24 protein-coding genes are annotated in these 24227 nt (G+C 69.1%); 9 read left to right on the forward strand and 15 right to left on the reverse strand.

All coding sequences use genetic code 11. The features are described from left to right. Window positions 1–55: 55 nt before the first annotated feature. The gene (locus ACWGIH_RS20625) at window positions 56–817 is read left to right on the forward strand and encodes a hypothetical protein (protein ID WP_453445708.1); all 762 of its coding nucleotides are present in this window, start codon (window positions 56–58) and stop codon (window positions 815–817) included. 116 nt (window positions 818–933) lie between these two features. After that, entirely contained in the window at window positions 934–1356 is a 423-nt protein-coding gene (locus tag ACWGIH_RS20630) for an SRPBCC family protein (RefSeq protein ID WP_453445709.1), read from the forward strand. Between the two features lie 87 nt (window positions 1357–1443). On the opposite strand, the gene ACWGIH_RS20635 is transcribed toward ACWGIH_RS20630, so the two are convergent. Further along, window positions 1444–1641, reverse strand: a complete 198-nt coding sequence (locus ACWGIH_RS20635) for a hypothetical protein (RefSeq protein WP_453450743.1) — start codon at window positions 1639–1641, stop codon at window positions 1444–1446. Between the two features lie 310 nt (window positions 1642–1951). On the opposite strand from ACWGIH_RS20635, the gene ACWGIH_RS20640 reads away from it, so the two are divergent. From ACWGIH_RS20640 to ACWGIH_RS20650, 3 genes are all read left to right on the forward strand, one after another. After that, window positions 1952–2218, forward strand: a complete 267-nt coding sequence (locus ACWGIH_RS20640) for a GlsB/YeaQ/YmgE family stress response membrane protein (RefSeq protein ID WP_453450749.1) — start codon at window positions 1952–1954, stop codon at window positions 2216–2218. A gap of 39 nt (window positions 2219–2257) precedes the next feature. After that, on the forward strand, window positions 2258–2887 hold the full coding sequence (locus ACWGIH_RS20645; RefSeq protein WP_453450742.1) for an alpha-ketoglutarate-dependent dioxygenase AlkB: 630 nt from the start codon (window positions 2258–2260) through the stop codon (window positions 2885–2887). A 242-nt stretch (window positions 2888–3129) separates the two neighbouring features. Beyond that, window positions 3130–3510: a hypothetical protein gene (locus tag ACWGIH_RS20650; protein ID WP_453450741.1), complete on the forward strand. Its 381-nt coding sequence runs from the start codon at window positions 3130–3132 to the stop codon at window positions 3508–3510. On the opposite strand, the gene ACWGIH_RS20655 is transcribed toward ACWGIH_RS20650, so the two are convergent. Then, complete coding sequence (locus ACWGIH_RS20655) at window positions 3501–4376, reverse strand: LysR family transcriptional regulator (RefSeq protein ID WP_453450740.1); 876 nt, start codon at window positions 4374–4376, stop codon at window positions 3501–3503. The genes ACWGIH_RS20650 and ACWGIH_RS20655 overlap by 10 nt on opposite strands. 116 nt (window positions 4377–4492) lie before the next feature. On the opposite strand from ACWGIH_RS20655, the gene ACWGIH_RS20660 reads away from it, so the two are divergent. Next, on the forward strand, window positions 4493–4891 hold the full coding sequence (locus ACWGIH_RS20660; RefSeq protein WP_453450739.1) for a tautomerase family protein: 399 nt from the start codon (window positions 4493–4495) through the stop codon (window positions 4889–4891). Window positions 4892–4980: 89 nt separating this feature from the next. Here ACWGIH_RS20660 and ACWGIH_RS20665 read toward each other — a convergent pair whose 3' ends face one another. The 4 genes from ACWGIH_RS20665 to ACWGIH_RS20680 all read right to left on the reverse strand — a co-directional run bounded on the left by ACWGIH_RS20665 (window position 4981) and on the right by ACWGIH_RS20680 (window position 9719). Continuing rightward, window positions 4981–5865, reverse strand: coding sequence for a geranyl diphosphate 2-C-methyltransferase (locus ACWGIH_RS20665; protein WP_453450738.1), 885 nt, complete (start codon window positions 5863–5865; stop codon window positions 4981–4983). A gap of 14 nt (window positions 5866–5879) precedes the next feature. Next, window positions 5880–7094: a family 2 encapsulin nanocompartment cargo protein terpene cyclase gene (locus ACWGIH_RS20670; RefSeq protein ID WP_453450748.1), complete on the reverse strand. Its 1215-nt coding sequence runs from the start codon at window positions 7092–7094 to the stop codon at window positions 5880–5882. 82 nt (window positions 7095–7176) lie between these two features. Continuing rightward, window positions 7177–8586, reverse strand: coding sequence for a family 2B encapsulin nanocompartment shell protein (locus tag ACWGIH_RS20675; RefSeq protein ID WP_453450737.1), 1410 nt, complete (start codon window positions 8584–8586; stop codon window positions 7177–7179). 374 nt (window positions 8587–8960) lie between these two features. After that, entirely contained in the window at window positions 8961–9719 is a 759-nt protein-coding gene (locus ACWGIH_RS20680; RefSeq protein ID WP_453450736.1) for a DeoR/GlpR family DNA-binding transcription regulator, read from the reverse strand. A 74-nt stretch (window positions 9720–9793) separates the two neighbouring features. Here ACWGIH_RS20680 and ACWGIH_RS20685 point away from each other — a divergent pair, with 74 nt between their 5' ends. Then, on the forward strand, window positions 9794–10981 hold the full coding sequence (locus ACWGIH_RS20685; protein ID WP_453450735.1) for an MFS transporter: 1188 nt from the start codon (window positions 9794–9796) through the stop codon (window positions 10979–10981). A 62-nt stretch (window positions 10982–11043) separates the two neighbouring features. Here the strand turns inward: ACWGIH_RS20685 and ACWGIH_RS20690 are convergent, their stop codons facing one another. From ACWGIH_RS20690 to ACWGIH_RS20715, 6 genes are all read right to left on the reverse strand, one after another. After that, the gene (locus ACWGIH_RS20690; protein ID WP_453450734.1) at window positions 11044–13245 is read right to left on the reverse strand and encodes a discoidin domain-containing protein; all 2202 of its coding nucleotides are present in this window, start codon (window positions 13243–13245) and stop codon (window positions 11044–11046) included. Between the two features lie 72 nt (window positions 13246–13317). After that, window positions 13318–14925: a glycoside hydrolase family 13 protein gene (locus tag ACWGIH_RS20695; RefSeq protein ID WP_453450733.1), complete on the reverse strand. Its 1608-nt coding sequence runs from the start codon at window positions 14923–14925 to the stop codon at window positions 13318–13320. Between the two features lie 83 nt (window positions 14926–15008). Further along, window positions 15009–15884, reverse strand: coding sequence for a carbohydrate ABC transporter permease (locus ACWGIH_RS20700; protein ID WP_453450732.1), 876 nt, complete (start codon window positions 15882–15884; stop codon window positions 15009–15011). A gap of 18 nt (window positions 15885–15902) precedes the next feature. Then, on the reverse strand, window positions 15903–16859 hold the full coding sequence (locus tag ACWGIH_RS20705) for a carbohydrate ABC transporter permease (RefSeq protein WP_453450731.1): 957 nt from the start codon (window positions 16857–16859) through the stop codon (window positions 15903–15905). Next, complete coding sequence (locus ACWGIH_RS20710) at window positions 16859–18316, reverse strand: extracellular solute-binding protein (protein WP_453450730.1); 1458 nt, start codon at window positions 18314–18316, stop codon at window positions 16859–16861. Before ACWGIH_RS20710 ends, ACWGIH_RS20705 begins: the two co-directional genes overlap by 1 nt. Before the next feature lie 218 nt (window positions 18317–18534). Next, window positions 18535–19545: a LacI family DNA-binding transcriptional regulator gene (locus tag ACWGIH_RS20715; RefSeq protein WP_453450729.1), complete on the reverse strand. Its 1011-nt coding sequence runs from the start codon at window positions 19543–19545 to the stop codon at window positions 18535–18537. Between the two features lie 231 nt (window positions 19546–19776). On the opposite strand from ACWGIH_RS20715, the gene ACWGIH_RS20720 reads away from it, so the two are divergent. Next, window positions 19777–20124, forward strand: a complete 348-nt coding sequence (locus ACWGIH_RS20720; protein WP_453450728.1) for a hypothetical protein — start codon at window positions 19777–19779, stop codon at window positions 20122–20124. An 11-nt stretch (window positions 20125–20135) separates the two neighbouring features. On the opposite strand, the gene ACWGIH_RS20725 is transcribed toward ACWGIH_RS20720, so the two are convergent. From ACWGIH_RS20725 to ACWGIH_RS20735, 3 genes are all read right to left on the reverse strand, one after another. Next, window positions 20136–20957: an SAM-dependent methyltransferase gene (locus tag ACWGIH_RS20725; RefSeq protein WP_453450727.1), complete on the reverse strand. Its 822-nt coding sequence runs from the start codon at window positions 20955–20957 to the stop codon at window positions 20136–20138. A gap of 166 nt (window positions 20958–21123) precedes the next feature. Then, a complete protein-coding gene (locus ACWGIH_RS20730; protein WP_453450747.1) occupies window positions 21124–22026 on the reverse strand; it encodes a serine hydrolase in 903 nt (300 codons plus the stop codon). 61 nt (window positions 22027–22087) lie between these two features. Next, on the reverse strand, window positions 22088–22990 hold the full coding sequence (locus ACWGIH_RS20735) for a LysR family transcriptional regulator (RefSeq protein WP_453450726.1): 903 nt from the start codon (window positions 22988–22990) through the stop codon (window positions 22088–22090). A gap of 190 nt (window positions 22991–23180) precedes the next feature. Here ACWGIH_RS20735 and bla point away from each other — a divergent pair, with 190 nt between their 5' ends. After that, on the forward strand, window positions 23181–24125 hold the full coding sequence (bla, locus tag ACWGIH_RS20740) for a class A beta-lactamase (protein ID WP_453450746.1): 945 nt from the start codon (window positions 23181–23183) through the stop codon (window positions 24123–24125). Window positions 24126–24227: the final 102 nt, after the last annotated feature.

A 24227-nucleotide genomic window follows, 5' to 3' on the forward strand; every position in this document is an offset into this window, starting at 1 on the left:
CTCCGGCCGCGGGCCAGAGCACAGGGCGCGGGTGCGTCCTCGGGAAGGAGCAGACGTGGTGAAGGGCAGCAGAAGGATGGCGGCCGTGGTCACCGGGGCGGCGTTAGTGGCCCTGTCGGCATGCGGCGACGACTCGGGCTCGGACTCGGCACCGGGCGACAAACCCTTCGCGGGCAAGAGCGCCGACCAGACCGCGGCCGACGCGGTCAAGGCCACCGAGCAGGCCGACTCGATGCACATGAAGGGGACCGTGCAGCAGTCGGCGGGTTCCACGATGACCGTCGATCTGTCCGTCGACAACAACAAGAACTGTGACGGCAGCATCAAGGCGGACGGCACCTCGGCGGACGTACGGAACGCCGAGGGGACGTTCTACCTGCGGGGCGACGAGAAGTACTGGCGGACCGCCCTCAAGGGCCAGGCCGGTGGCGACAAGATCGTGCCGAAGATTGCCGACAAGTGGGTGAAGGCACCGGCCGACGACCAGACGACGAAGAGCCTGTGCGACAAGAACGCGCTCATGGCTTCCATGGACAAGAACAAGTCGGAACGCAAGGGAATGAAGAAGGGTTCGACGACGGACGTCGACGGAACCGAGGCGATCCGGCTGACGAAGAAGACCTCCGGCGGTGAGACCCTCACGCTGTACGTGGCCACCGAGGGCAAGCCGTACATCCTGCGTTCGACGTCGACGGGCGGCAAGGACCCCAACACCGCCACCTTCAGCGACTACGGCAAGTCGGTCAGCCCCGAGGCGCCCGCGCCCGGCGAGACCGTCGACCTGCAGAAGCTTGCCGCATCGGCCCAGAAGGCGTGACCCCCGCGCAATCGAGTGACGCCTTCGCATGGCCCGCCCCCTGAGGGGTACCGGAGCTCCATGCCTCACCGGCCCGGCGTTTCCCGTGGCCGTTCTCCGTTCAGAAAGAGGTGCGTATGTCCGCGTCCCTGCTCGAGTCCGTCGATGTCCGGGCGCCGGTTTCCGTCGCCTGGCAGCTGTGGAGCGACGTGGCCCGCTGGCCCTCCTTCCTCAGCCATGTACGGCTGGTCGAGCCGATGGACGAGCGACGCTTCGCATGGCAGTTGGAGCTGCCCGGCGCGGAGAAGAACTTCGTGGCCGAGCTCACCGAAGTGGTGCCCGAGAAGCGGATCGCCTGGCGCACCGTCGAAGGGGTGAACCACGCGGGTGTGGTGACGTTTCACCGGCTCGGCGACACCACGAGCCGGGTGACGCTCCAGATCGAGTACGACCCCAAGGGCTTCGTCGAACACCTCGGCGCTCTCACCAATCTCGACTCCACCCTGGCCAACTACGACCTGGGTGAATTCCAGAAGCTCGCCGAGAAGACGGCGCACTAGCCGCCGCGGGGCCATGGACGGGAAAAGGGTGCCGCGCACGCTGCTGAGCAGCGTGCGCGGCACCCTTCGTGATGCGTCGGGCCGGTCTCAGGCCGCGTCGCCGTGACGCTCGGCGGCGGGCGCCCGATGACGTCCCGCGCGGCCTTGCCCGTGGACGAGGCGCAGGTGGCGTACGCGCCGATCGGTTCTCCGCCCCGCTTCCTCGTTCAGACGGTCCTCGATGCGGTCCATGGCGATGATCAGGAGTCCCATGACCGGCAGGAGCAAAAGAGCGACAACTAGCATCGTCAGCGTCCTCCTCGCGGCTTCTCTTCTCGCCTGCCCCTGACTGACATGCCCACGACCCCGAAGGTATGGAGAGGCTGCAACGCTCTCTTCACATCTCCTGAGTGGACCGGGCTGCGTCCGGGCGGCGACCAGGCGTCGACCGGGCTGCCTTCACCCGGTCGGCTGGCAGAGGAATGACCTTTGTCCCATGGTTGATGACCTTGGTCCCGAGTGCGATGTCCGCGGATGGACATTGGTCCCAGTATCAGACGGCACAGCACTTGCCGCGACACGTACACCAAGGTGCACAAGAGAAAGGACCATGCTCGTGGGCATCATCGCCTGGATCCTGATCGGTCTGATCGCAGGGGCCATCGCCAAGGCCCTCACCCCCGGCAAGGACCCGGGGGGCTGTCTGGTGACGATGCTGATCGGCATCGTGGGAGGGCTGCTCGGCGGCTGGTTGGGCAAGGTGATCTTCGGCGTTCACTCGATCAACGGGTTCTTCCACCTGTCGACCTGGATCGCCGCCATCCTCGGTTCCGTGGTCGTCCTGATCATCTATCGCCTGCTCACCGGGTCACGCTCCCGCTGAATTAGCTCGAACGTTCGAATCAATGGGTACACTGGCCGCATGGCAACGCACCAGCTCCAGGGATCCCTCTTCGATCAGGGCGACGACGTCCGCCTGGGCTCACTGGACGGAATACGCCGGACCGTCCTCGGTGACGGAGCGTGGATAGACCTCCTGCCGGGCTGGCTCGGGGGCGCCGACGTCCTGTTCGAACGGCTGGCGGCGGACGTCCCGTGGAAGGCCGAGCGCCGCCAGATGTACGAGCGGGTCGTGGACGTCCCCCGCCTGCTCGCCTTCTACCGCGCCGGCCGGCCACTCCCCCACGCCGTGCTCGACGAGGCCCGCGACGCTCTTTCCGAGCACTACGCCGCCGAGCTCGGCGAGGCCTTCACGACCGCCGGCCTGTGCCACTACCGCGACGGGCGCGACAGTGTGGCCTGGCACGGCGACCGCATCGGCCGGGGCGCCCGGGAGGACACGATGGTCGCCATCCTCTCCGTGGGGGCACCCCGCGACCTGCTGCTCCGTCCGCGCCGAGGTGGCGACATCGTCCGACGGCCGCTCGGGCACGGCGATCTGATCGTGATGGGCGGCTCCTGCCAGCGGACTTGGGAGCATGCCATCCCCAAGTCGGCCCGGGCCGCCGGTGGTCGCATCAGCATCCAGTTCCGGCCGCACGGTGTGCAGTGACCGATCCCCTCGCCGGGGGGCGCGGTCGCGATGTGCGCCGAGCCCGCCCCATGCGCTACAGTCGATCTTGCGCCAACGGCCGGAACTCCGGCCCGTGGGCCTCGCGTTGGTCGTCCAAGGAAAGACGCCCCACTTCCTGTGGGGAAATGCAGGTGCAAGGCCTGCCCAGCGCTCGCGACAGCCCCGGTCCCCCGTCAGGGACCGGGGCTTTTCTCTGCCCGGACGAACTCGAGGAGACGCACGTGCACCCCCTGGCGGTCGAACAGAACTTCCGGGCACGGGCCACCCGGCTGCAGGGTTGGGGAGCCGGGCTGCTGGCCTGCGCCCTGCTGCTCTGGCTCTACGCCGCATGGCAGCTCTTCACGTCGTACGACTCCACGTACAACGACGTGGACTGCCCCGCCCCGGTCAACGCCGAACCCAGGGACCTCTACTACGAGGACTCCGACTACGCCCACACGGACGCACGGCAATGTGCCTCCGACCGCAGCTGGCCGCAGCCGCTGGCGGCTCTGGTGGTGTCCATACCGCTGACCGCGGCGGGCAGCGTGCTGTTCACCGCGGGCATGGTCAGCATCAGGTTGCGCCACCACCACGACGACATGGAGAGCGCTCAGAAGTGAGACCGCGCCAGGTGCGCGGCGGCTGACTCAGCCAGCGTGCGGATCGCCGGGTGCCAGGGACGGGCACACGGTCCGGTCAGTACGAGACTGCGGGACACCGCGGGCCTGACCGGCAGCAGGGCCAGGTCGGCGGGGAGCAGAGGGCGGGAGACCTCGGACAGGACGGTCACACCGATGCCCGCCTGCACCATGCTGATCAACGTCGTCAGGTCACGCACTCGATGGGTGGGCGCGAAGGGCAGTCCGGCCCGGGTGTGGATGGTGCGAATGCGGGTCTCGCAGTTGTCGGGCGAGATCAGGAACCGATCGTCCGCCAACTCCCCTATTTCCACGCTCGGTTCGCCCGCCAAGGGGTGATCCCGGGGCAGTACGGCACGGTAGTGGTCCTCGGCCAGGTGAATGCCCGGCCCGGGTGGCGGGTCGATGAGGATGGCCGCGTCGGCCACGCCGTCCGCCAGCCAGGTGGTCACTTCCGCGCTGTCGCCCTCGAAGGCCTTGACCGTCACCCTCGGCTGGTCATCGGCCCAGTGCCGGAGCAGGCCCGGCATCAGTCCCCGGCAGACCGTCGGCGTGCAGGCCAGCCGCACGGTGCCGGTCATCGTCTGCGCGGCTTCGGCCGCGACCTGTTCCACGGAGCGAGCCGCCGCCAGGGCGGTGCGGGCGTGCGGCAGGATCCGCTCGCCCAGCGCCGTGGTCCGCACCGGCGCGGCGCGGACCAGCAGCGGAGCCGTCAACTCGCGTTCGAGGGAGGCGACGGCGTGCGAGACCGCGGACTGGCTCATGCCCAACTCGTCGGCGGCCGCGCTGAAGCCACCCGCTTCGACCACGGCCAGGAAGGCCCTCAGCTGGGGAAGATTCACGGTCATGCGGCGGCCCCATAGAGCTATGACTTCGGTGCGTTGGCTCCATCGTCCCAGGTTGGCGAGGCTTGCTCCGTGCCGCCGGTTCCGGACGGCACCCGCCGAGCCACCCGAGGACAGCCATGCCGTACATCCGTGTCACCGTCACCGACGCCGGCCTTCCCGTCACGACTCAGGGCGCGCTGGCCGAGGGGCTCACCGACCTCGCGGTCTCGGCCCTGGAGAAGTCCCGTGCGCGCACCATCGTCCACATCGACCTGGTGCCCGCCGCCCGGTACTTCGTCGACGGCGCACCCGTCACCGGCGCCCTCGACGCGCATGTCGAGGTCAGCATCACGCTGGGCACCAACAGCGCCGCCCAGAAATCGGCTTTCATCACCGGGGCCGAACACCTGCTGACCGACGTCCTCGGACCCCTCGCCCGCTGCGGGATCGCCCTGCACGAACTGCATCCCGAGAGCTACGGCTACGGCGGGGTGACGCAGTTCGACCACTACCGGCAGGCCGTGCCATCGGTCTAGCCGCGCAGCACCGGGATCGACCTCGAGGACGTAGTTGATACGCCGAAGGGGCCGGGCCGCCTGGCCCGGCCCCTTCTGTCGACAGCCGGTCAGACTCGGTCGGCCGCGATCAGGACGTACTGGAACGAGCCGTCCTTGTACGAGTTGATGAACGCCTCCTCGATGCCGGTGACCAGCGAAGACGTGGCCCGCAACTCCCAGTAGGGCAGGGTCTCGGGCGTCAGGTCGATGACGGCCTGCGGGACGAGACGGTTGTCGGCCATGGCGCGAAGATACTCGCGACGGGAGTGGATGTTGCACTCGAAGTGCGCGTTGATCTGGGAGACCCACTTCGAGGGCTGGCCGTACCGCGGGTTCCAGCAACCGGTGATGGTCACATAGCGGCCGCCCACCTCGAGGATCCGTGAGTGCTCGGCGAACAGGTCGTGCAGGTCGACGTACATGCTCGACTCGTTGTTCCACGAGCCCGCGGCCTGTCCGGTCTCGAAGGGCATGTCGAGCATGTTGCACACACGGGCGCGCACATGGTCCTGGATCCGCAGTTCCTGGGCGCGCTGATTGGCGAAGTCGGCTTGTTTGGCCGACAGGGTGACGCCCTCGACCGTGCAGCCGAAGCGCTGGTGGGCCATCACCATCGAGCCGCCCCGGCCGCAGCCGGCGTCCACGAGTGTGCCGTCGACTCCCGGTGAGCCGAGGTTGTCAAGGAGCACCTCGGCCTGCGCCGACTCCAGGCGGTGGAGCTCGGCGATCAGCCTCTTCTCGTGCTCGCTGTCGTCGGCGTCTCCCAGGGCCGCGTGGTCGATGGCGCCGATGCCGTAGTGGTGGTGGTAGAGCCCGTCGACGTCACCCAGGCGCAGGTTCACCGGCCGCGCCTCGTTGTTCCAGTAGCGCGCGATGTCGTCTTGGTAGGGCGTCGCCGGGGCGGGGACGAACGCGGAGGCACCGCTGACGGTGGAGAATTCAGTGCTGGTCACAGATGATTCCGTCCTTACCAGAAATCGGGCAGGCTGTAGCGGTAGGTGTTGGTCTGGTGCCAGTAGTGGTTGCCGTCCACCCACACGGCCACGCCCCGCAGGAAGCGCAGCACGCTGGGGATGGGACAGGCCGCGGCCACGGAGGCGGCTTCGGCCTCGAAGTCACGCATGAGGTCGTTGTGGACCTCGACCGCCTTGAGGTAGCCCTCCTGGTCGGAGACGCCCTCGCGGTCGGCGATCACCACGGGCAGGTTCAAGTGCCGCCCTGGACTGGCGAGTTCCTTGGTGTACGAGTACAGGTCGTTGACGATGGTGCTGGCGTTGCCGGCGAGCGCCAGGACCCGCTGTACGTCGGGGCGGGCATGCAGGTCCGCCGGCAGTTCGTAGCCCCCGATGGTGTCGGTGATGGCGGGGCACGGGCGGAAGTTGTTGAACTGCCGCATCGCCAGGTACTCCCACACCTCGGGGGTGTGGTCCGTCTCGGCCCAGGCGCCCTCCGCGAGGTACCCCAGGTGCAGTCGGGCCATGTCGTGTCGGAAACGGTCGGCCTGGGAGGGGGTGGACTGCTGGACGAAGTACTCCATCGCGGAGCGGTAGGCGCGCCGCGGGGCGTCCGCGTGCAGCGACTCCGCCCACTGCGGTTGGTACTCCTTCGGGGCGTGCAGAGGGTCGAGTGCCGTGTGTGCCAGAAGGAGACGCCCTCCGAGGCCGACGGGTGAGCCGCCGTGGTCCTCGCAGTAGCAGTCGTCGACCGCGTTCTCGGCGACCATGAGCCGGGTGGCGACCATCAGGTGGTCGATGGTCGGGGCGTCCGGGTGGCAGGCGACCATGTAGCGCCCGACGGAGAAGCCGTCGAACTCGCCCTCCCACTCCTCGGGGTACAGCTCGACCTCCTCCACCGCCCAGTCCTTGATCCTGCGGCTGACTTCCGCCACGCGCGCCGGGTCCGGCTCCGGCACGGGGTGGTAGTACAGGCCGGGGATCTGCAGGCGCTCCGGCGGCGCCTCGGTCTCCGGAGGTGTCGGCGTCGGCGGCTCCTCGCGTCGGCCCAGGTGCAGACCCGCGGTGCCCAGGCCGCTGGGGCCGCGCAGGATGCGTTCCAGCGCCGGGCTCGCCTGTCTCACCACGGCGGCTGCCTGGGTGGCGGGGGCCTCGACGCGGGCCACGACGGCAGGCGGGCTCGGCAGCAGAGGGGAAGACCCGGGTTCGGGCATCCGTGGCTCCTTGATGAGATGGGTGGGCTTTCCCGGATCAGGGCATGGGGGCCCGGCCCGGGGAGTTCCGGGCTGTCGTGGCCGTGCCGCGGTTCCGCTAGGACCTGCGGGCGATCTGCACGTTCTCCAGGACGCCGAGGGCGTTGGGCACCAGGATGGCGGCGGAGTAATAGGTGCTGACCAGGTACGAGGTGATGGCCTGCTCGCTGATGCCCATGAAGCGCACCGACAGGCCCGGCTCGTACTCGTCCGGCAGTCCGGTCTGGTGCAGACCGACGACACCTTGGTTGTCCTCGCCGACGCGCATGGCGAGGATCGAGCTCGTCTGTTCCTTCGTGATGGGAATCTTGTTGCAGGGCAGGATCGGGACCCCGCGCCAGGCCGGGACCTGCTGGCCGCCGAGGTCGACGTGGTCGGGGTAGATCCCGCGGGAGTTGAGCTCGCGCCCGATCGCCGCGATCGTCCTGGGGTGGGCGAGGAGGAGCCTGGTGCCGCGGCGGCGGCAGAGCAGCTCGTCGAGGTCGTCCGGGGTCGGCGGGCCCGAGTGGGGCTGGATCCGCTGCTTGAAGTCGGCGTTGTGGAGCAGGCCGAACTCGCGGTTGTTGATGAGCTCGTGCTCCTGGCGCTCGCGCAGCGCCTCGATGGTGAGCCGGAGTTGCTCCTCCATCTGGTTCATCGGGCCGTTGTAGAGGTCGGTGACCCTGGTGTGGATCCGCAGGATGGTCTGGGCTGCGGAGAGTTCGTACTCGCGCGGCTTGAGTTCGTAGTCGACGAAGGCGCCGGGTAGTGCGACCTCGCCGGTGTGGCCGGCCGACATCGCGATCTCGGCCTCGCCGTGCTTGTTCTGGCGTTGCTGCGGGATTCTCCTGAACGCGTCCAGGTGGGTTTGCAGGCTCGGCGCGGTGGACAGCACGGTGGCGAAGTCGTCGCGGGACAGGGTGAGCAGGGTGCCGGAGGTCTCGGCGGTCGCGGTGCAGTCCCATCGGGCATCGGTGTCCAGAAGGGCTTTCTCGCCGAACCGGTCGCCGTCGGCGAGTACGGCGACGCCGACCTCGTCGCCGTACTTGCCCACGGACTTCTGGCTGATCCTGCCGTGGGCGATCAGGTGGAGCTCTCCGGCGGGGGTGCCGCGCTCGACGAGGACCTCTCCGGCACGGAAGTCGCGCTGGACGCACCGGCCGGCGATCGCGGTCAGCACGTCCACGTCGTCGAAGCCGCGCAGCAGGGCCAGTTCGCCGAGTTCCCGGGGGATCACGCGCACGTCGCCCCCGTCCTGGACGAACTCGATCCGCCCGTCTCCGACGGTGTAACTCAGGCGGCGGTTCACTCGATAGGCGCCGCCCTTGGTCTCCACCCAGGGGAGCATCCTCAGCAGCCAGCGGGAGGTGATCTCCTGCATCTGCGGGGCGGACTTGGTCGTTGTGGCTAGGTTCCTGGCAGCCGCGGTGCCCAGGCTGGTCTGCCGGGGCGGCTCCAGCCGTGCTTCCGGTCCGGTCTCAACGGTCATCGGGCGAGCTCTCCTTCGCGGGGGTGGTAACCGGCATAGGCGTGCCAACCGGCGAAAGTGGAAGTAGAGGCGTAATCCCAGGGATTTCGTCCAGATCCGGAGACCATTTAACGGCCGTTGCGCCCGCCCTGCCCGATAAGGCCGTCGGCAGCACTCGAAACAGTGATCTTGTTCGGCGCGAGGTTTATCCGAACAACCCACCGGGTTCTGGCCAGTTGGACGCCACTGTCACGTCATGGGGAAGAGGTGATGAGCCCCGCGACCCCGCGCTCGCCGAAGCGGGGGGCGAGGAAATCAGCCACTCGTCCCCCATAGCCGGATCCGCTCAACTCACCCTGGTCGTACGGCTGTCTGAGCTTCCAGTACGCGTCGGGTCACACCCGTCGAACGGTGACACCGGCGGCGGCCAGCGCGTCGGTCTCGCCCCGCTCCGCGTCCTCATCGGTGACGACGGCGTGCAGGGCCGCGGCGGGCGCGACGAAGGCGAGGGCCGTGCGGGAGAGCTTGGGCGCCTCCGCGACGGCGATGACGCGGCGGGCCGAGGCGATCGCGGCACGTTTGACCGCGGCGTCGTCCAAGTCGTAGGCGGTCAGGCCGTGTGTCGCGTTCAGGCCGCAGCAGCCGATGACGGCGGTGTCGAAGCGCAGGGCGGCCAGCGACGCCTCGGTCAGGGGGCCGGTCAGGGCCAGTTCACCGGGGCGCGGTCGCCCGCCGGGGACCAGGAGCGTCAGCCGGGGTGCTCCGGTCAGGGCATTCACCGCGTGCAGAGACAGCGGCATCACGGTGAGACGGCGGTCGTCGAGCGCGCGGGCCACTTCCAGGCAGGTGGTGCCGCTGTCGACGACGACGGACTCGCCGTCCGCGATCAGACCCGCGACCTCGGCGGCGATGCGCCGCTTGGTCTCCAGGCCCTCCTGGGCCCGGAGCGCGAAGGGCGGTTCCTCGCCGCGCAGCAGCAGGCTTCGCGCGCCGCCGCGATAGCGCTCGAGGACACCTTGGTCAGCGAGGCTCTCCAGGTCGCGACGGATGGTCATCTCCGAGGCGCCGGTCAGTTCCGCCAGCTCCACGACGCCCATACGGCCCGCCTCGCGTACGGCTTCGGTGATCTGCCTGAGTCTGTCTGTGCTCGCCATGTCCGCTATGCAACATGATTCATGTGCGATATGCAATCTTCCGAACAGCAGGGTTGTTCGTTATGTTCGTTTGCATGGAAAGATCGCTGCGTCTCGGCCGACTGGCCACCTTCGTCTACTTCACCCTCAACGGCTTCCTCATGGGGATGTGGATCGTCCACATCCCGGCCGTGGAGGACCGCGTCGGCATCAGCCATGCCGTACTCGGCTGGCTCCTGCTGCTCCTCGGCGCCGGAGCCTTCGCCGGCATGCAACTGGTCGGCCCGTTCACCGACCGCTTCGGCGCCCGCACCGTCGTACCGGTCAGCGCGGCACTGTGCAGCGCGGCGGTCATCCTGCCGGGGCTGGCTTCGAGTACCTGGACGCTGGGCGCGGCCCTGCTGGTGCTCGGCTTCGGCAACGGCTGTCTGGACGTCAGCATGAACGCCCACGCCGTCCAGGTCGAGCGCGGCTACGAACGGCCCGTCATGTCCGCCTTCCACGCCACCTTCTCCATCGGCGGTGTGCTGGCCGCGCTGGTCGGCGCCCGCACCCTCAGCTGGGATCTGAGCCCAGCACTGACCCTCGGCGCGGTGGCGCTGTTCGGGCTCGCCGTGGCCGCGCTCGCCGCGCCCGCCCTGCTGCGGTCCGAGGCGCGCCCCGGCGGGCAGCCCGCCACCACCGAGACGGCGGCCCGGCGCGGGACGCCGCGGCGGATCTGGATCCTGGCGGCGCTCGCCCTGATGCTCATGCTCTGCGAGGGCGTCGCCAACGACTGGAGCGTGCTGCATCTGCGGGACACCCTCGATGCCCCCGCCGCCACCGCCGCCCTGGCCTACGGTGCCTTCGCCACGGCCATGACCGTCGGCCGGCTGCTCGCCGACCGGGTCGCCGCGCGCCACGGATCGGTGGCCGTTCTCCGGCACGGCGCGTCGGCGGCAGCCGTCGGCATGACGGTGGCAGCCCTTTCCCCCTGGATACCGCTGGCCCTGATCGGCTGGACCCTGTTCGGCATCGGGCTCTCCGGCTGCATCCCGCAGCTCTTCAGCGCCGCGGGCCATGCCGATCAGGACGCAGCGGGAGCCAACGTCTCCCGCGTCGCGGGCCTCGGCTACCTCGGCATGCTCGCCGGGCCCGCCGTCATCGGGCCGCTCACGCACGTCGTCCCGCTCAACCTCACCTTCTTCCTGCCCGTGGCGTTCTGTGTCCTCGCCGCCTGCACCGCCGGGATCCTCGATTCCCGGCCCGCCGCCGAGCCCCGTATGAGAACCGAGGCCGCATGAGCAAAGGGTTCGCTCGCCCCCGGCCGCAGCCGGGGGCGAGCGAGACGTGCGGGCGCGGGAGGTCAGGACAGGTAGGCCTCCACCTCGCTGAACTGCGCTGCCGGCCAGCCGGTGTTGGCCGTGACGCGCAGCCGCAGATGACGGATGTCAGGGGAGGAGGCGGGCAGCGTGATGGTCACCTTGTTGCCACTCGCCGGGTCGAAGCGGTAGCCCTTCGAGTCGGCCAGCGTGCTGAAGTCGGTGCCGTTGGTGCTCCCCTGGACGGAGAGGGTCTGGGTCCTGGCCCCCCAGGCAGCGGGCGACGGCAACTTCAGGACGACCCTGCGCACCGGTTCCGCCTTGCCGAGGTCGACCGTGAGTGACTGGGGGAAGGCGTTGTTGGTGGATTCCCAGTACGTCGCCGTGTCACCGTCGACCGCCTTGGCCGGCGTGTAGACGTCGGCGGAGCCGGTCGCGGTCGCAGGCCGGCTCTTGGCGAGGTTGCGGTCCGGGTCGGGGTCGGGGTTGCCGCCGCCGGGCTTCGGCCACGTCGAGCAGTCGTCCCAGGTGCTGTCCCAGCCGGTGTTGCCGCCGCCGTCGGTGAGGGTGAAGGTGCCGGAGCCCGTCGGGTAGGGGCAGTTGTAGATGCCGGCCGCGCCGACCCCGGTGGCCTTGACGTTCGACATCTTCACCGCTCCGGGCGTCTCGGCCTGGACGACGACCGTGGCCACCTTGTCGATGGTCGTGCGGTCGACGTTCACGTTCTTCACCGCCTTGCCGGTGCCGCTGCCCGACACGAATTCGTACGCGCTCCAGGGGCTGTCGGTGATGGTCGTGTCGGTGATGTTCACCGTGGCCTCGATGGCACTGTCGTAGGCGTCCACGCGCAACGCGCCCATCGGATGCTGCCAGTTGGGGTTCATGGCCCCGGTGCGTACGAGGGTGTTGCCGGAGACGGTGATGGTGCCTGCCAGCGGGAAGAACGGGTCGAGGAACTTCTGGTTGGAGATGGCGATGCCGCTGCCCAGGGCGTTGGTGTCGAGGATCAGGTTGTCCTTGACGGTGATGTCACGGCCGCCGTAGATCGCGATGCCGTTGGCGAGGTTGGGCTGCGAGATGGTGTTGCCCTCGAAGGTCGAGTCGCTGTTGGTGGAGTTGAGGGACCACATGGCCAGGGCGTCGTCGCCGGTGTTGCGCAGGAAGTTGTCGCGTACGTCGACGCCCTTGGCCGTGCCGTTGAGGTTGAGGCCGTCGGCGGTCATGTCGAGGATGCGGTTCTTCTCCACGACGAGGTTGTCGTTGTTGCCCGTCAGCCAGAGACCGACCTTGAGGTGCTGGAGCCACATCCCGGAGACGGTGGAGTTCGGGCCGAGTGACCCGTTGACGAAGTTGTCCGGGTTGTTGTCGACCCGCTCGGTGACCTCGCCGATCACCGCGAAGTCGTGCAGGCCCACCTTGCCGGTGGGCGCGTTCGACTGGTCGATGAAGCGTGAACCGCGCACGACCGAGTGCCAGTTGCCCGCGCCGCGGATCGTGACGTCGTCGACGTTGTTGAGCGACTGGGTGAGCCTGTACTCGCCCGGCGGGATCCAGACCGTGCCGCCCTTGGCCGCGGTGATGGTCTCGCGGAAGGCTTGAGTGGAGTCGCCCTGGCCGGTGGGGTCGGCGCCCTTGTCGGTGACCGCGATCGCGCCCGACGGCTTGGTCGAGGCCGCCGCGACCTGCTCGAAGTCGGCCACATCGACGGTGACCTGGGTGGAGACGGCCTCCAGTTTCACCTTGTCGCCCGACTGCAGGTTCTGGCCCAGCTGCAGCCGTGCGTTGTCGAAGAGGTGGTGGGTCTTGGAGCCCGCGATCCAGGAGGTGTCGACGTAGCTGTACTTCGACGTGACGGCGAGCGTCTTGGTGATCTTCTGGCCGTTGACGTACACGGCCATCGAGCCCGACTGGCCGTCGGCGACGTTGTAGGCGACATTGAGCGCGTTCGCCGCCTTGGGGAGGGTGAACTCCACGCTCTGACCCGCCGCGAGCCGTACCGCCTGCCGGCCCGAGGCCTCGGAGGCGACCGTGCCCTGGGTGTAATCGGGCCCGACCCTGGTGCCGTTCGTGGTCGCGCTCTCCGCCTCGACGGAGGTGAAGGGCAGGGTGGCGCCCACGGCTACCTCGGCGGCCTGCGCGCCGGGGGCCGCGAGGCCGGTGACGAGAGTGCCGACGAGGCCCGCGGTGGCCACGGCGGCGTACCACTTGCGGATCGTTCTTGTAGTGCTCCTGTCATGTCTGGTCATGGGGTGCTGCACCTTCCTTGTGAGTGGGGAGGTCAGTGCTCGGTCCGGGGAGAGGGGCCAGGGGAAAGGCAGTCAGAGGCGGATCCAGACCGCGGTGTCCTGCGGGAGGCGGCCCTTCTCGTCCAGGGGCCCGCTGGCCAGCAAGAGGCGCGTGTACTTGGGGAGTTCGCACGGTGTGGGGGCGAGGTTGACGACGCAGGCCAGGCCCGGCTCGCGTACGAAGGCAAGCACCCCGTCGTCCGCCGGCAGCCAGGTCAACGGGCCGTCGCCGAAGCCCGGTTCGATGCGGCGCAGGCGCAGGGCGGCCCGGTAGAGCGTGAGCATGGAAGCGGCGTCCGCTGCCTGGAGGTCGGCGGCATACGAGGGCCAGCCGTCGGGCTGGGGCAGCCAGGGGCCGGTCATCGACCCGAAGCCGGCGTGCGGTTCGGCGGCCGTCCAGGGCAGCGGCACCCGGCAGCCGTCGCGGCCCGGGTCTATGCCGCCGGAGCGGAAGTGCATGGGGTCCTGGATGTGGTCCCGGGGGATGTCGGCCTCGGGCAGGCCCAGTTCGTCGCCCTGGTAGATGTAGACCGCGCCGGGCAGGGCGAAGGCCAGCAGGGCCGCGGCGCGGGCACGGCGGGTGCCCAGCGCCAGATCGGTGGGGGTGCCGAACTCCTTCGTGGCGAAGTCGAAGCCGGTGTCCGCGCGGCCGTAGCGGGTGACCGTCCGTGTCACGTCGTGGTTGCACAGCACCCAGGTGGCGGGGGCCCCGACCGGAGCGTGCTCGGCGAGCGTGTCCTCGATGGATCGACGCAGCTTTCCGGGGTCCCAAGGGCAGGAGAGGAAGCTGAAGTTGAAGGCGGTGTGCATTTCGTCGGGGCGCAGATAGCGGGCGAAGCGTTCGGCGTCGGGGAGCCAGACCTCGCCGACGAAGACGCCGTCGTACTCGTCGGCGACGGCCCGCCAGGAGCGGTAGATGTCGTGCAGTTCGTCGCGGTCGACGAACGGGTGCGGGTCGACACCCTCGGTGAAGTCGGGCAGGGCGGGGTCCTTGGCGGGCAGCGCGGCGGAGTCGATCCGTACACCCGCCACTCCCCTGTCGAACCAGTACCGCAGGACGTCCTCGTGCTCCTGGCGCACCGCCGGGTGGGCCCAGTTGAGGTCGGGCTGCTCGGGGGCGAAGAGGTGGAGGTACCACTCGCCGTCCTCGACCCGGGTCCAGGTCGACGCGGTCGCCGAGAACTGCGAGGGCCAGTCGTTGGGCGGCAGTTCACCGTCGGCGCCGCGGCCGGGGCGGAAGTGGAAGAGCTCGCGTTCGGGTGCGCCGGGTCCCGCGGACAAGGCAGCCTTGAACCAGACGTGCTGGTCGGAGACGTGGTTGGGGACGATGTCGACGATGGTGCGGATGCCGAGCGCGCGGGCCTCGGCGATCAGCTTCTCGGCCTCGGCGACGGTGCCGAAGGCCGGGTCGATGACGCGGTAGTCGGCGACGTCATAACCGCCGTCGACCATGGGCGAGAGGTACCAGGGGCTGAACCACAGGGCGTCGACGCCCAGTTCGGCGAGGTAGGGCAGCTTGGCCCGGACGCCCGCGAGGTCGCCGGTGCCGTCGCCGTCACCGTCCGCGAAGCTGCGTACGTACACCTGGTAGATGGCGGCAGAGCGCCACCAGGAGGCATCGGTCGGGGAGGTGACTGCCACGTGAGGGTTCCTTTCGGGCAGGTGGGACCCCGCCGCCGTGGCTTGGAGCGGTGGCGGGGTGGGTGCGTGGGACGGGCGCGGGGTCAGCCCTTGAGGCCGCCGGCGGTCAGGCCGCTCATGATGTTGCGCTGGAAGATCAGGAAGATGATCAGGGTCGGCAGCGAAGCGATGGCGAGGGCGGCCAGGAGCCAGTTCTCGGAGACGCTGGCCGCCAGGGAGTAGATGCCGACGTTGACGGTCTGCTTGCCGGGGTCCGGCAGGGTGAGCATCGGCCAGAGGAAGTCTTTCCAGACCGCGACCACCGCGAAGATCGACACGACGCCGAGGATCGGCCGGGACAGCGGCAGGACCACCGAGCGCAGCGTGCGCGTGGTCGAGGCGCCGTCGATGGCTGCGGCGTCCAGGAGCTCGCGCGGGATGGAGTCGAAGAACCGCTTGAGCAGGAAGATGTTGAAGGCGTTGGTGACCGAGGGAAGCCAGATTGCCCAGGGCGAGTTGATGAGGTTGCGCTCCACGACGGGCACGTCGAGGACGGTCAGATACTGCGGTACGACCAGGACGGCGGCCGGGATCATCAGGGTGAGCAGCATCGCCCCGAGGATCGCCTTGCCGAACACGGGCCGCAGCTTGGAGAGCGAGTAGGCGGCGGCCACGTCGAAGATCAGCTGGAAGGCGAGCGCGCCGAAGGCGTAGTACAGGGTGTTGAACAGAAGCCTGGCCAGGTCCATCACGCCCCAGGCGTCCGCGTAGTTCTGCGGGTGGACGGCGTCGGGGACCAGGGTCGGCGGTGTCTGGGCGAATTCCTGCGGGGACTTGAGGCCGCTGGTGACCATCCAGTACAGCGGACCGATGAAGACCAGGGTGAAGAGGACCGTCACCACGGTGAAGGCCGTCCAGTACAGGAACTTGCCGCGTGGGCGGGCCAGTTGGGCCGGGGAGATCAGGGTGCGTGTGCTCATGTCCGTCGTCTCCCCCGGCTAGTCTTCGCTGCCGGCGCGGCTCAGTCGCGCGTACGCCGCCGAGAATCCGGCGAGCAGTACGAGCAGGACCAGGCCGAGCGCCGCCGCGCTGCCGTAGTTGTTGAAGGTGAACGCGTACTGGTAGATGAGGTGGACGACGGTCAGGGTCGCGCCCTCGGGTCCCGCGCCGCCGGTGAGCAGGAACGGCTCCACGAAAACCTGCATGGTGGCGATGATCTGCATGAGCAGCATCAGCGAGAGGATCAGCCGGGTCTGCGGGATGGTGACGTGCCAGATACGGCGGAAGATGCCCGCGCCGTCCAGCTCGGCCGCCTCGTACAGCTCTCCGGGGATCGACTGCAGCGCTGCCAGGTAGATCAGCGTCGCGCCGCCCATGTTCATCCAGGTGGCGGCGACGACCACGGAGAGCATCGCGGTGTCGGTGTCCTGCAGCCATGCCTGTCCGGGCAGGCCCACGGCCTCCAGGATGCGGTTGAAGAGGCCGTATCCGGGGTCGTAGAAGTACTTGAAGAGCAACACCGATGCCACCGGCGGCAGCATCACCGGGAGATAGACGAGCAGCCTCAAGTAGCCGCGTCCGTGCCGGAATTCGTTGAGTATCAGGGCGATGGCGAAGGGCACGGCGAAACCGAGGAGCAGCGCGAGTCCGGTGAACAGGAAGGTGTTGCGCCACGCCTGCCAGAACGCCGGGTCGTTGAAGATGTAGGTGAGGTTGGACCAGCCGGCCCAGACCGTCTCGCCGTTCTCGGTCTTCTGGAAGGCCAGGATGAATTCCCTGACCATCGGATACCAGGAGAAGATCGAGAAGCACAGGAGAGCGCCGATCAGGAACGCGTGGGCGGTGAGGTTGCGCTTCAACGCCCGGCGGAACGCGCCGCGTTCGGGGCCCGAGGCCCGGCCGTCCGTCGGGAGGGACGGCCGGGCCTTGTTCTCGGAGAGGGTGGGAGCGGACATCACTGGTTGGCCAGGACCTGGTTGACCTGCTGTTCGGCGGTCTTGAGGAGCTTGTCCGCGTCGGCGTCCTTGTTGGTGAGCACGGCCGACATCAGCGTGTCGAGGACCTTGTAGACCTCTTGCGCCTTCGGCGGCTCGGCCTTGCCGGTGACTGGCTTGTCGGTGAACGCCTGGAAGTTCTCGACGGGCATCGTCGAACTCTCCTTGCGGGCCTTGTCGTCCTTGGCCTTGCTGTCACCGGTCCAGAAGTTCGGCTGCGGCAGGCCGACGGGCAGGCCGTCCGCCTTGGTGCGGGCCCAGTCGAACTGGCCCTTTCCGACGCTGAGGAACTTGAAGTTGATCCATGCGATCGCGGCCTTGATCTGGTCGGGCGAGCTGCCCTTCTTGATCATGTAGTCGTTGCCGCCGAAGAGCGTGGCCTTCTGGCCGGGTATCGGCCCCATCCCGAAGTCGTCGTACTTCGCGCCGAGGTTCTGCACCATGTACGTGATGTCGTCGGGCGCCGCGAGGAACATGCCGAGCTTGTCGGCGGCCATCTGCTTCTGCAGGTCGCCCCACTTGAGCAGCTGGGTCTTGCCCATGCTGTTGTCTTCCCAGCGCATGGCCTTGAGGTTGTCGACGATCTGCTTGCCGGTGTCGTTGTTGAAGGCGGCCTTGGTGCCGTCCTCGGTCACGATGTCGCCACCGAGGCCGTAGGTGGTGGCGGTGAAGTGCCACCCGCCGTTGTTGCCCGCGCTGTACTCGCCGAAGCCCGAGACGCCGTCGCCCAGGGCGGCGATCTTCTTGGCGGCCGAGCGGACCTCGGCCCAGGTCCGCGGAGGCGTGTTGGGGTCGAGTCCGGCCTTCTCGAAGAGCTTGCGGTTGATCAGCAGGCCCATCGTGTAGTTGCTGTAGGGCAGGCCGTAGAGCTTGTCGTCCTTCTTCAGGACGTTGAGGACGTTCGGGTCCATGTCCTTCAGCGCCGGTACGGATGTGTCGTTGACGTACGCGCTGATGTCCTGGGCTCCGTCGTTGTCCAGGACCTGCTGCAGATCGGTGAAGTAGGTGTAGAAGACGTCCGGTTGGGACTTCGCCTTCAGCATCGCCGTGAAGCGGGGAGGCTCCAGGCAGGGGTCGGTCTGCTTTCCCTCGATCGTGACGTTCGGGTACTTCGCGTTGAACGCCTTGACGTCCTCCTTCCACTGCTTGAGCTCGGCCTTCTCGGCGGCCGGCGGCATGCAGTCGATGGTGAGCGTCACCTTCTTCTTCGGGTCCAGCGGGGCCGCGGCCTTGGCCGCGTCGGCGCCGCCGTCCCCGTCGGAGTCGCCGTCACCGCTGCTGCTGGTGCCGCAGGCAGCCAGAGCAGTGAGGGCGAGCGCGGAGGCTACGGCGATCGTGGCCGTACGACGGCGGGCGCCGGTCGTACGGAGAGTGGTGCGGCGGCGGATACGGCGACGTGGCATCCGGAAGCTGCTCATCGGTGGACCCCTTTGGACAGCGCCGCCTGCCCGTGGAGGCAGGGACGGCATGGCAGGAGCTGGGAAGCCCACAGCTGCGCGGACTGTGTGGCGGCGCTTACTCAAGCACCGTCGACAGATCTGCGCAATATCTCGCGCGATGATTGAAATAAATTGACAGAGGAAAGGTGATGATCTTCCGTCGGCCGATCCGGCCCTCCTGCGGGCCGGGCCCGCGCCTACACCTGCGGCGGCTGCCCCGTGGAGCCCCGCACCACGAGCTCCGGCTCGAAGAGCAACTCCTCGGTGGGCACCGCGCTTTCGGCGATCTGCAACGTGAGCAGTTCGACCGCCGCGCGGCCCATGGCCTCGATCGGCTGGCGCACCGTGGTGAGCGGAGGATCGGTGCAGGTCATGAACGCGGAGTCGTCGTAACCGACCACCGAGACGTCCTGCGGGACGCCAAGGCCGCGACGGCGGGCGGCACGCACCGCGCCGAGCGCGAGGGGGTCGCTGGCGCAGACGATGCCGGTGACCCCTTCGTCCAGCAGCCGCGCGGCGGCGGCCTGGCCGCCCTCGATCGAGAACATCCCCCGCGAGACATGCCGCTCGGGCAGCTCTTCACCGGCCTGCTCCGCGAGCGCGCGGGCGGCGGCCAGCTTGCGCTGCGAGGGCATGTGGTCGGCGGGACCGAGCACCAGGCCGATCCGGCGGTGGCCGAGCGTGGACAGATGCCGCCAGGCCTGCTCGATCGCGACCGCGTCGTCACAGGAGACCGCCGGGAAGCCGAGCCGCTCGATCGCCGCGTTCACCAGGACCACCGGGATCTTGCGCGCGGCGAGCCGCTTGTAGTGCTCGTGCGGGGCGTCCGCCTGCGCGTACAGCCCGCCGGCGAACACGACGCCGGACACCTGCTGCTGCAGCAGCAACTCGACGTAATCCGCCTCGGAGACCCCGCCCTTGGTCTGCGTGCACAGCACGGGGGTCAACCCCTGCTGGGCGAGCGCCCCACCGATCACCTCCGCGAACGCCGGGAAGATCGGGTTCTGCAGCTCGGGCAGCACCAGGCCCACGAGACGGGCCCGCTCGCCGCGCAGCTGAGTGGGACGCTCGTACCCCAGGACGTCCAGGGCGGAGAGCACGGACTGCCGGGTCGCGTCGGAGACCCCCGGCTTGTTGTTGAGCACCCGGCTGACCGTGGCCTCGCTGACCCCGACCTTCCGCGCCACCTGAGCAAGTCGTCGCGTCATGCACGCAAGAATACTGCAATTCTTGCGTTCTGTTTGCGTGCTTGCTGAATCAGTTCCGGAGGCCGGACATCCCATGCGCCGGGCCCTGGGCGGGGCCGAACGGGTGAGGGTCGAGCGTTTCGGCGGCTGATCTTTTCCCGTTCAGGTATCACTGCTGGTCAGCCCGGGAATGCCGGGATGCGTTCACGTGCCGGTCTCCGTTCCGGCAGGCTCCAGCAAAGGTAACGATCCATGCGTCTTCGTCACTCCCTGACCGCAGCGGCCGCTGCCGCCGCCCTGCTCCTGACCGTGCCCGGCTCCGCCCACGCCGCCGAGGGCGACTTCACCTACACGTTCATCGACAGCACCGGTGAAGAGGGTCAGGTCACACTCCACGACCCGAACAGCGGCGAGTGCGTCACGTTCGACGAAGCGGCCCGGGAGTACGACCAGCCGCCGGCCCACTCCCCCAGGAACCGCACCGACTCGTACGCGATCGCCTTCACCAACGCCGACTGCACCGGCGAGCAGTTCACCATGCGCCCCCACACCGGCGGCGCGAGCGAACGGCTGAAGATGCGGTCGGTGTTGTTCTCCTGACCGTTCCGCGCTCACGGCACGCGGGCGACCGCGACGTAGAAGCCGCTCAACTCGGCCTTCGGTGCCGGCGATCCCTTGTACCAGTGCGTCGCCGTCACCAGGCCGGGCTCGACCAGTTCCAGTCCCTCGAAGAAGCGCTCCACCTCCGCGCGGCGCCGCATCCGCAGCGGCACCTGACCCTTCTTGTAGGTGTCGGAGACCGAGTCCGCGAGCTTGGGGTGTTCGTCGGTGGTGCCGTGGGACAGCACCAGATAGCTCCCGGACGGCAGGGCGTTCACCAGGGTGCGCGTGAGGCCGTAGGGGTCCTCCTCGTCGGTGATGAAGTGCATCAGGGCGATGAGGGAGAGCGCGATGGGCTGCTCGAAGTCCAGGAGTTCGCGGGCGTGGTCGAGGATCGCCTCGGGCCGGCGCACATCCGCCTGGACATAGTCCGTGGCACCCTCCGGGCTGCTGACCAGCAGGGCCTCGGCGTGCCGCAGCACGATGGGGTCGTTGTCGGCGTACACGACCCGGGAGCCGGGCGCGATCGCCTGGACGATCTGGTGGAGGTTCGGTGCGGTGGGGATGCCGGTGCCTATGTCGAGGAACTGCCTGACACCGTTGTCAGCGAGCCAGGCTGCGGCGCGCTGCATGAACGCCCTGTTCCGCGCCGCGTTCGCGCGTGCCTCGGGCGGCAGCTTCTGGCCCATCTCCTGATCGACCAGGTAGTTGTCCTTGCCGCCCAGAAGCCAGTCGTAGACCCGCGCGGGGTGCGGCCTGCTGGTGTCGATGGGGACGCCGCTGTCGATGGGGACGTTGGTGTCGACGGGGACGTTGGTGTCGTCTGCGGTCATACGTGGCTCCCCTACGTGTCTGGCCGGTCTCACCGCGCGGCGGGCCCGTGCCCCCGGCCCGGCCCGACCCGGCAAGGATCTTCCGACCCTACAGGCCGCGAGTTCAACTGCTTTGCCTGGTGGGGCAGTTACCGGCGGCAGGTGGAGGAGTCAAGCGCGGTGTCGGTCAGCGCTGCCGGAGGTGGTCGCGCAGGCTGCGCGCGACCTGTGCCATGAGGGCGTCGGCGCCGGGCTGGGCACCGGCCGGCACGAGGGACTCGGTCAGGGCCGCGACCGCGAAGGTCTGGCCGTCGGAGTGCTCGACGACGCCGATCTCGTGACGCAGGTTGAGGAGACTGCCGGTCTTGGATGACCACATGCTCGCGTCGGAGCTGAAGTCCGGGGTGAGCCGGTGCCTCAGTACGTTGTGGGCCATGAGGTCGCGCAGCCGCAGGGCCACGTCAAGGTGGATCTTCGACGGCGTCCACAGGGCCTGCAGCAGATCGACGAAGGTGCGGGCGCTGCCCGTGTTGGCCCGGGTGGTGTCGAGCTGCGGCACCCGGTGGCCACGCCCGCTGGTGCCCGCGTCGATGGCGAGGGCATGGGCGAGGTGAACCTGATCGGCGTCGAAGCGTTCCACCGGGGTGTCGGACAGCTCGTCCACGCGGTGCCGCACGGCGATGCCGCGGATGTCGAACTCGTGGAGCATGGAGGCGACTTGGTCGGGTGGGGTGAGCTCGAACAGTGCGTCGGCCGCCATCCCGTCGCTGAGGCAGGTGCTCAGGTAGAGCAGATCGTCGATCGCGATCCGGGCGGGGTGCCGGAATCGGCTCAGCCCGGTGGGGCCGGGCGTGGTCACCCGCCCCGGCTGCACCTCCAGCATCGTCGCCCCGTCGAGTTCGCCACGCCGGATCCGCTCGAGCGTCGCGAGCGCGAGCGGGACCTTGACCAGGGAGGCCGACGGCAGGTGGGTGTCCGCATCGATGCCCAGCTCATCCCCCGTGTGCAGGTCCCGCACGAGCAGACAGCCGCGCAGGCCGCCGTCGCGCAACTGCAGGCGCAGTTCACGCAGCAAGGCCTCGGTGCTCACACCACCGCGCAGGTAATCAGTCATGCCACCCCCACCTCCATGCCGAGATTGTCGCCCCGGATCACTGTGCCGCCCCTGCCAGGGCCCCAACTCGGGCGCTCGCGCCCAAACAGCGGGCGATGGCCTCGCCCAGGCGCGCCTCGATGTGCTGCGGATTGCCGTCCGCCGCGGCGGCCAGGGCGAAGCCCCGGCCGAGCGCGACCTCCCCGATGGGCCGCCAGGTGAGGGCGAGTTCCTCGGCCTGCGCGAGGGAACACAGCAACAGGTCGCCCGAGCACAGGACTTCGGCCGCGGCGCTCGTCAGGTCGGGCGCGGTGACGAGCTGCGCGGGCCGCAGGCCGAGCGCGTCGCGCAGGCGCGTCAGGGGGTCACGGATGTGCGGCACGTCGTCCTCCGGCTGGATCCAGACACGCCGGGCCGGGCCCGGAGAGGCGCGGCCGACCCGCAGCGTCTCGAGGTAGACACGCCGCACGCCGGGGTCCTGGGCAGCGGCGAGTCCCAGCGGCACGGACCAGGTCGCCTCGTCCGCGGGCACCGCGAGCAGCGCGGCACGCACCTGCTGCGCGTGCAGGAGCTCCCTGCGCTGCGTCGGCGCGGCCACCCGCAGGTCGAGCGTGACGCCGTGGCCACGTGCCTCGGCGACGAGGCGCGCGAGTCCGACCGTCGAACAGATGCCGGGCACCGCGAGCCGCCAGGGCTTGCGCTTGACGGCCTCGGCCTCGTCGATGAGCACGTCCGCCGCCTGGACCAGCTGGCGGGCCGTGGGCAGCATGTCGCGCCCGAAGGGGGTGAGGACGGCCCGCCGTGACGTGCGCTCGAACAACGGCTCGCCGAAGCGTTCCTCGAGCGCGGCGACGCGACGGCTGGCCACCGACTGGGACATCCGCGCCGCGGCCGCTCCGTCGGTGAAACTGCCGTACTCGCTGACGCTGACGAACGCGCGACACGCTCCCACCAGATCCACGCCCCGGATCCTATGCCAGATCAGCATGGAACCGCGCATGAGCGTATTGGACCGCATACGCACCCGACGGCCAGGGTGGCGGTGGCACTCACGACCACGTACCGGGACGGAGCCGTGCCGCCCCGTCCCCTATGCGCCCTGCCCTTGGGGCGCCCGGAGGTTTTGGCCCATGCAGCACACCCGAGCCCGTCTGCGGCGCACCCGCGCCCGCCGCTCCGTTCTCGGCGCACTCGCCACGCTCTTCGTCGTTCCGCTCGTGGCCTGCGCGGACGGTGAGTCCTCGGCGTCGTCCTCGCCGTCCACGGCGACCACGAAGCCTGCTGGCACCACGAAACCCGCTGGTGTCTCGAAGTCGGCCACCCGCGATTTCAAGGCCCTTGAGCGCAAGTTCGACGCCCGGCTCGGCGTCTACGCCATCGACACCGGCACCGGCCGCGAGGTCGCCCACAACGCCGGGGAGCGTTTCGCCTTCAACTCCACGTTCAAGGCTCTGGCCGCCGGAGCCGTGCTGCGCACGTACTCGCTGAGCGGCCTCGACCGGAAGATCACGTACTCGAAGGACGATCTGGTCGCCAACTCGCCCGTGACCGAGAAGCACGTCGACACCGGGATGACGCTGGGCGAACTGTGTGACGCCGCCGTCCGCTACAGCGACAACACCGCGGCCAACCTGCTGTTCGACCAGCTCGGCGGCCCCAAGGGGCTGGACGCCACACTGGAGAAGATGGGCGACGACGTCACGCGGATGGACCGTGTCGAGCCTGACCTGAGCACCTGGGTTCCCGGCGAGAAGCGGGACACCTCCACACCGCGGGCGCTGGCCAAGGACCTGCGGGCGTTCGTACTCGGCGACGTCCTGCGCAAGGGCGAACGCGCGCAGCTGACCAAGTGGCTGAAGACCAACACCACCGGCGACAACACCATCAAGGCCGGTGTGCCCGAGAACTGGGTGGTGGGCGACAAGACCGGGACCGGCAGCTACTACGGCGCCCGCAACGACATCGCCGTGGTGTGGCCCCCCGACGGCGCCCCCATCGTCATGGCGATCCTGTCGAACCGCGGCGAGAAGGACGCCGAGCCCTCCGACAAGCTCATCGCGGAAGCAGCCTCGGTGGCCGTCGAATCACTGCGGTAGCGAAGCCGGACGAGCACCTCGCGGTCGTCGACGTAAGCACGCCTCGCGGTCGTAGGGGAAGTACGCCGTTGGCGCATGCCCCGGCGACCGAGCACCGGACCG

This window comes from Streptomyces sp. NPDC054872 (genome assembly GCF_053610705.1).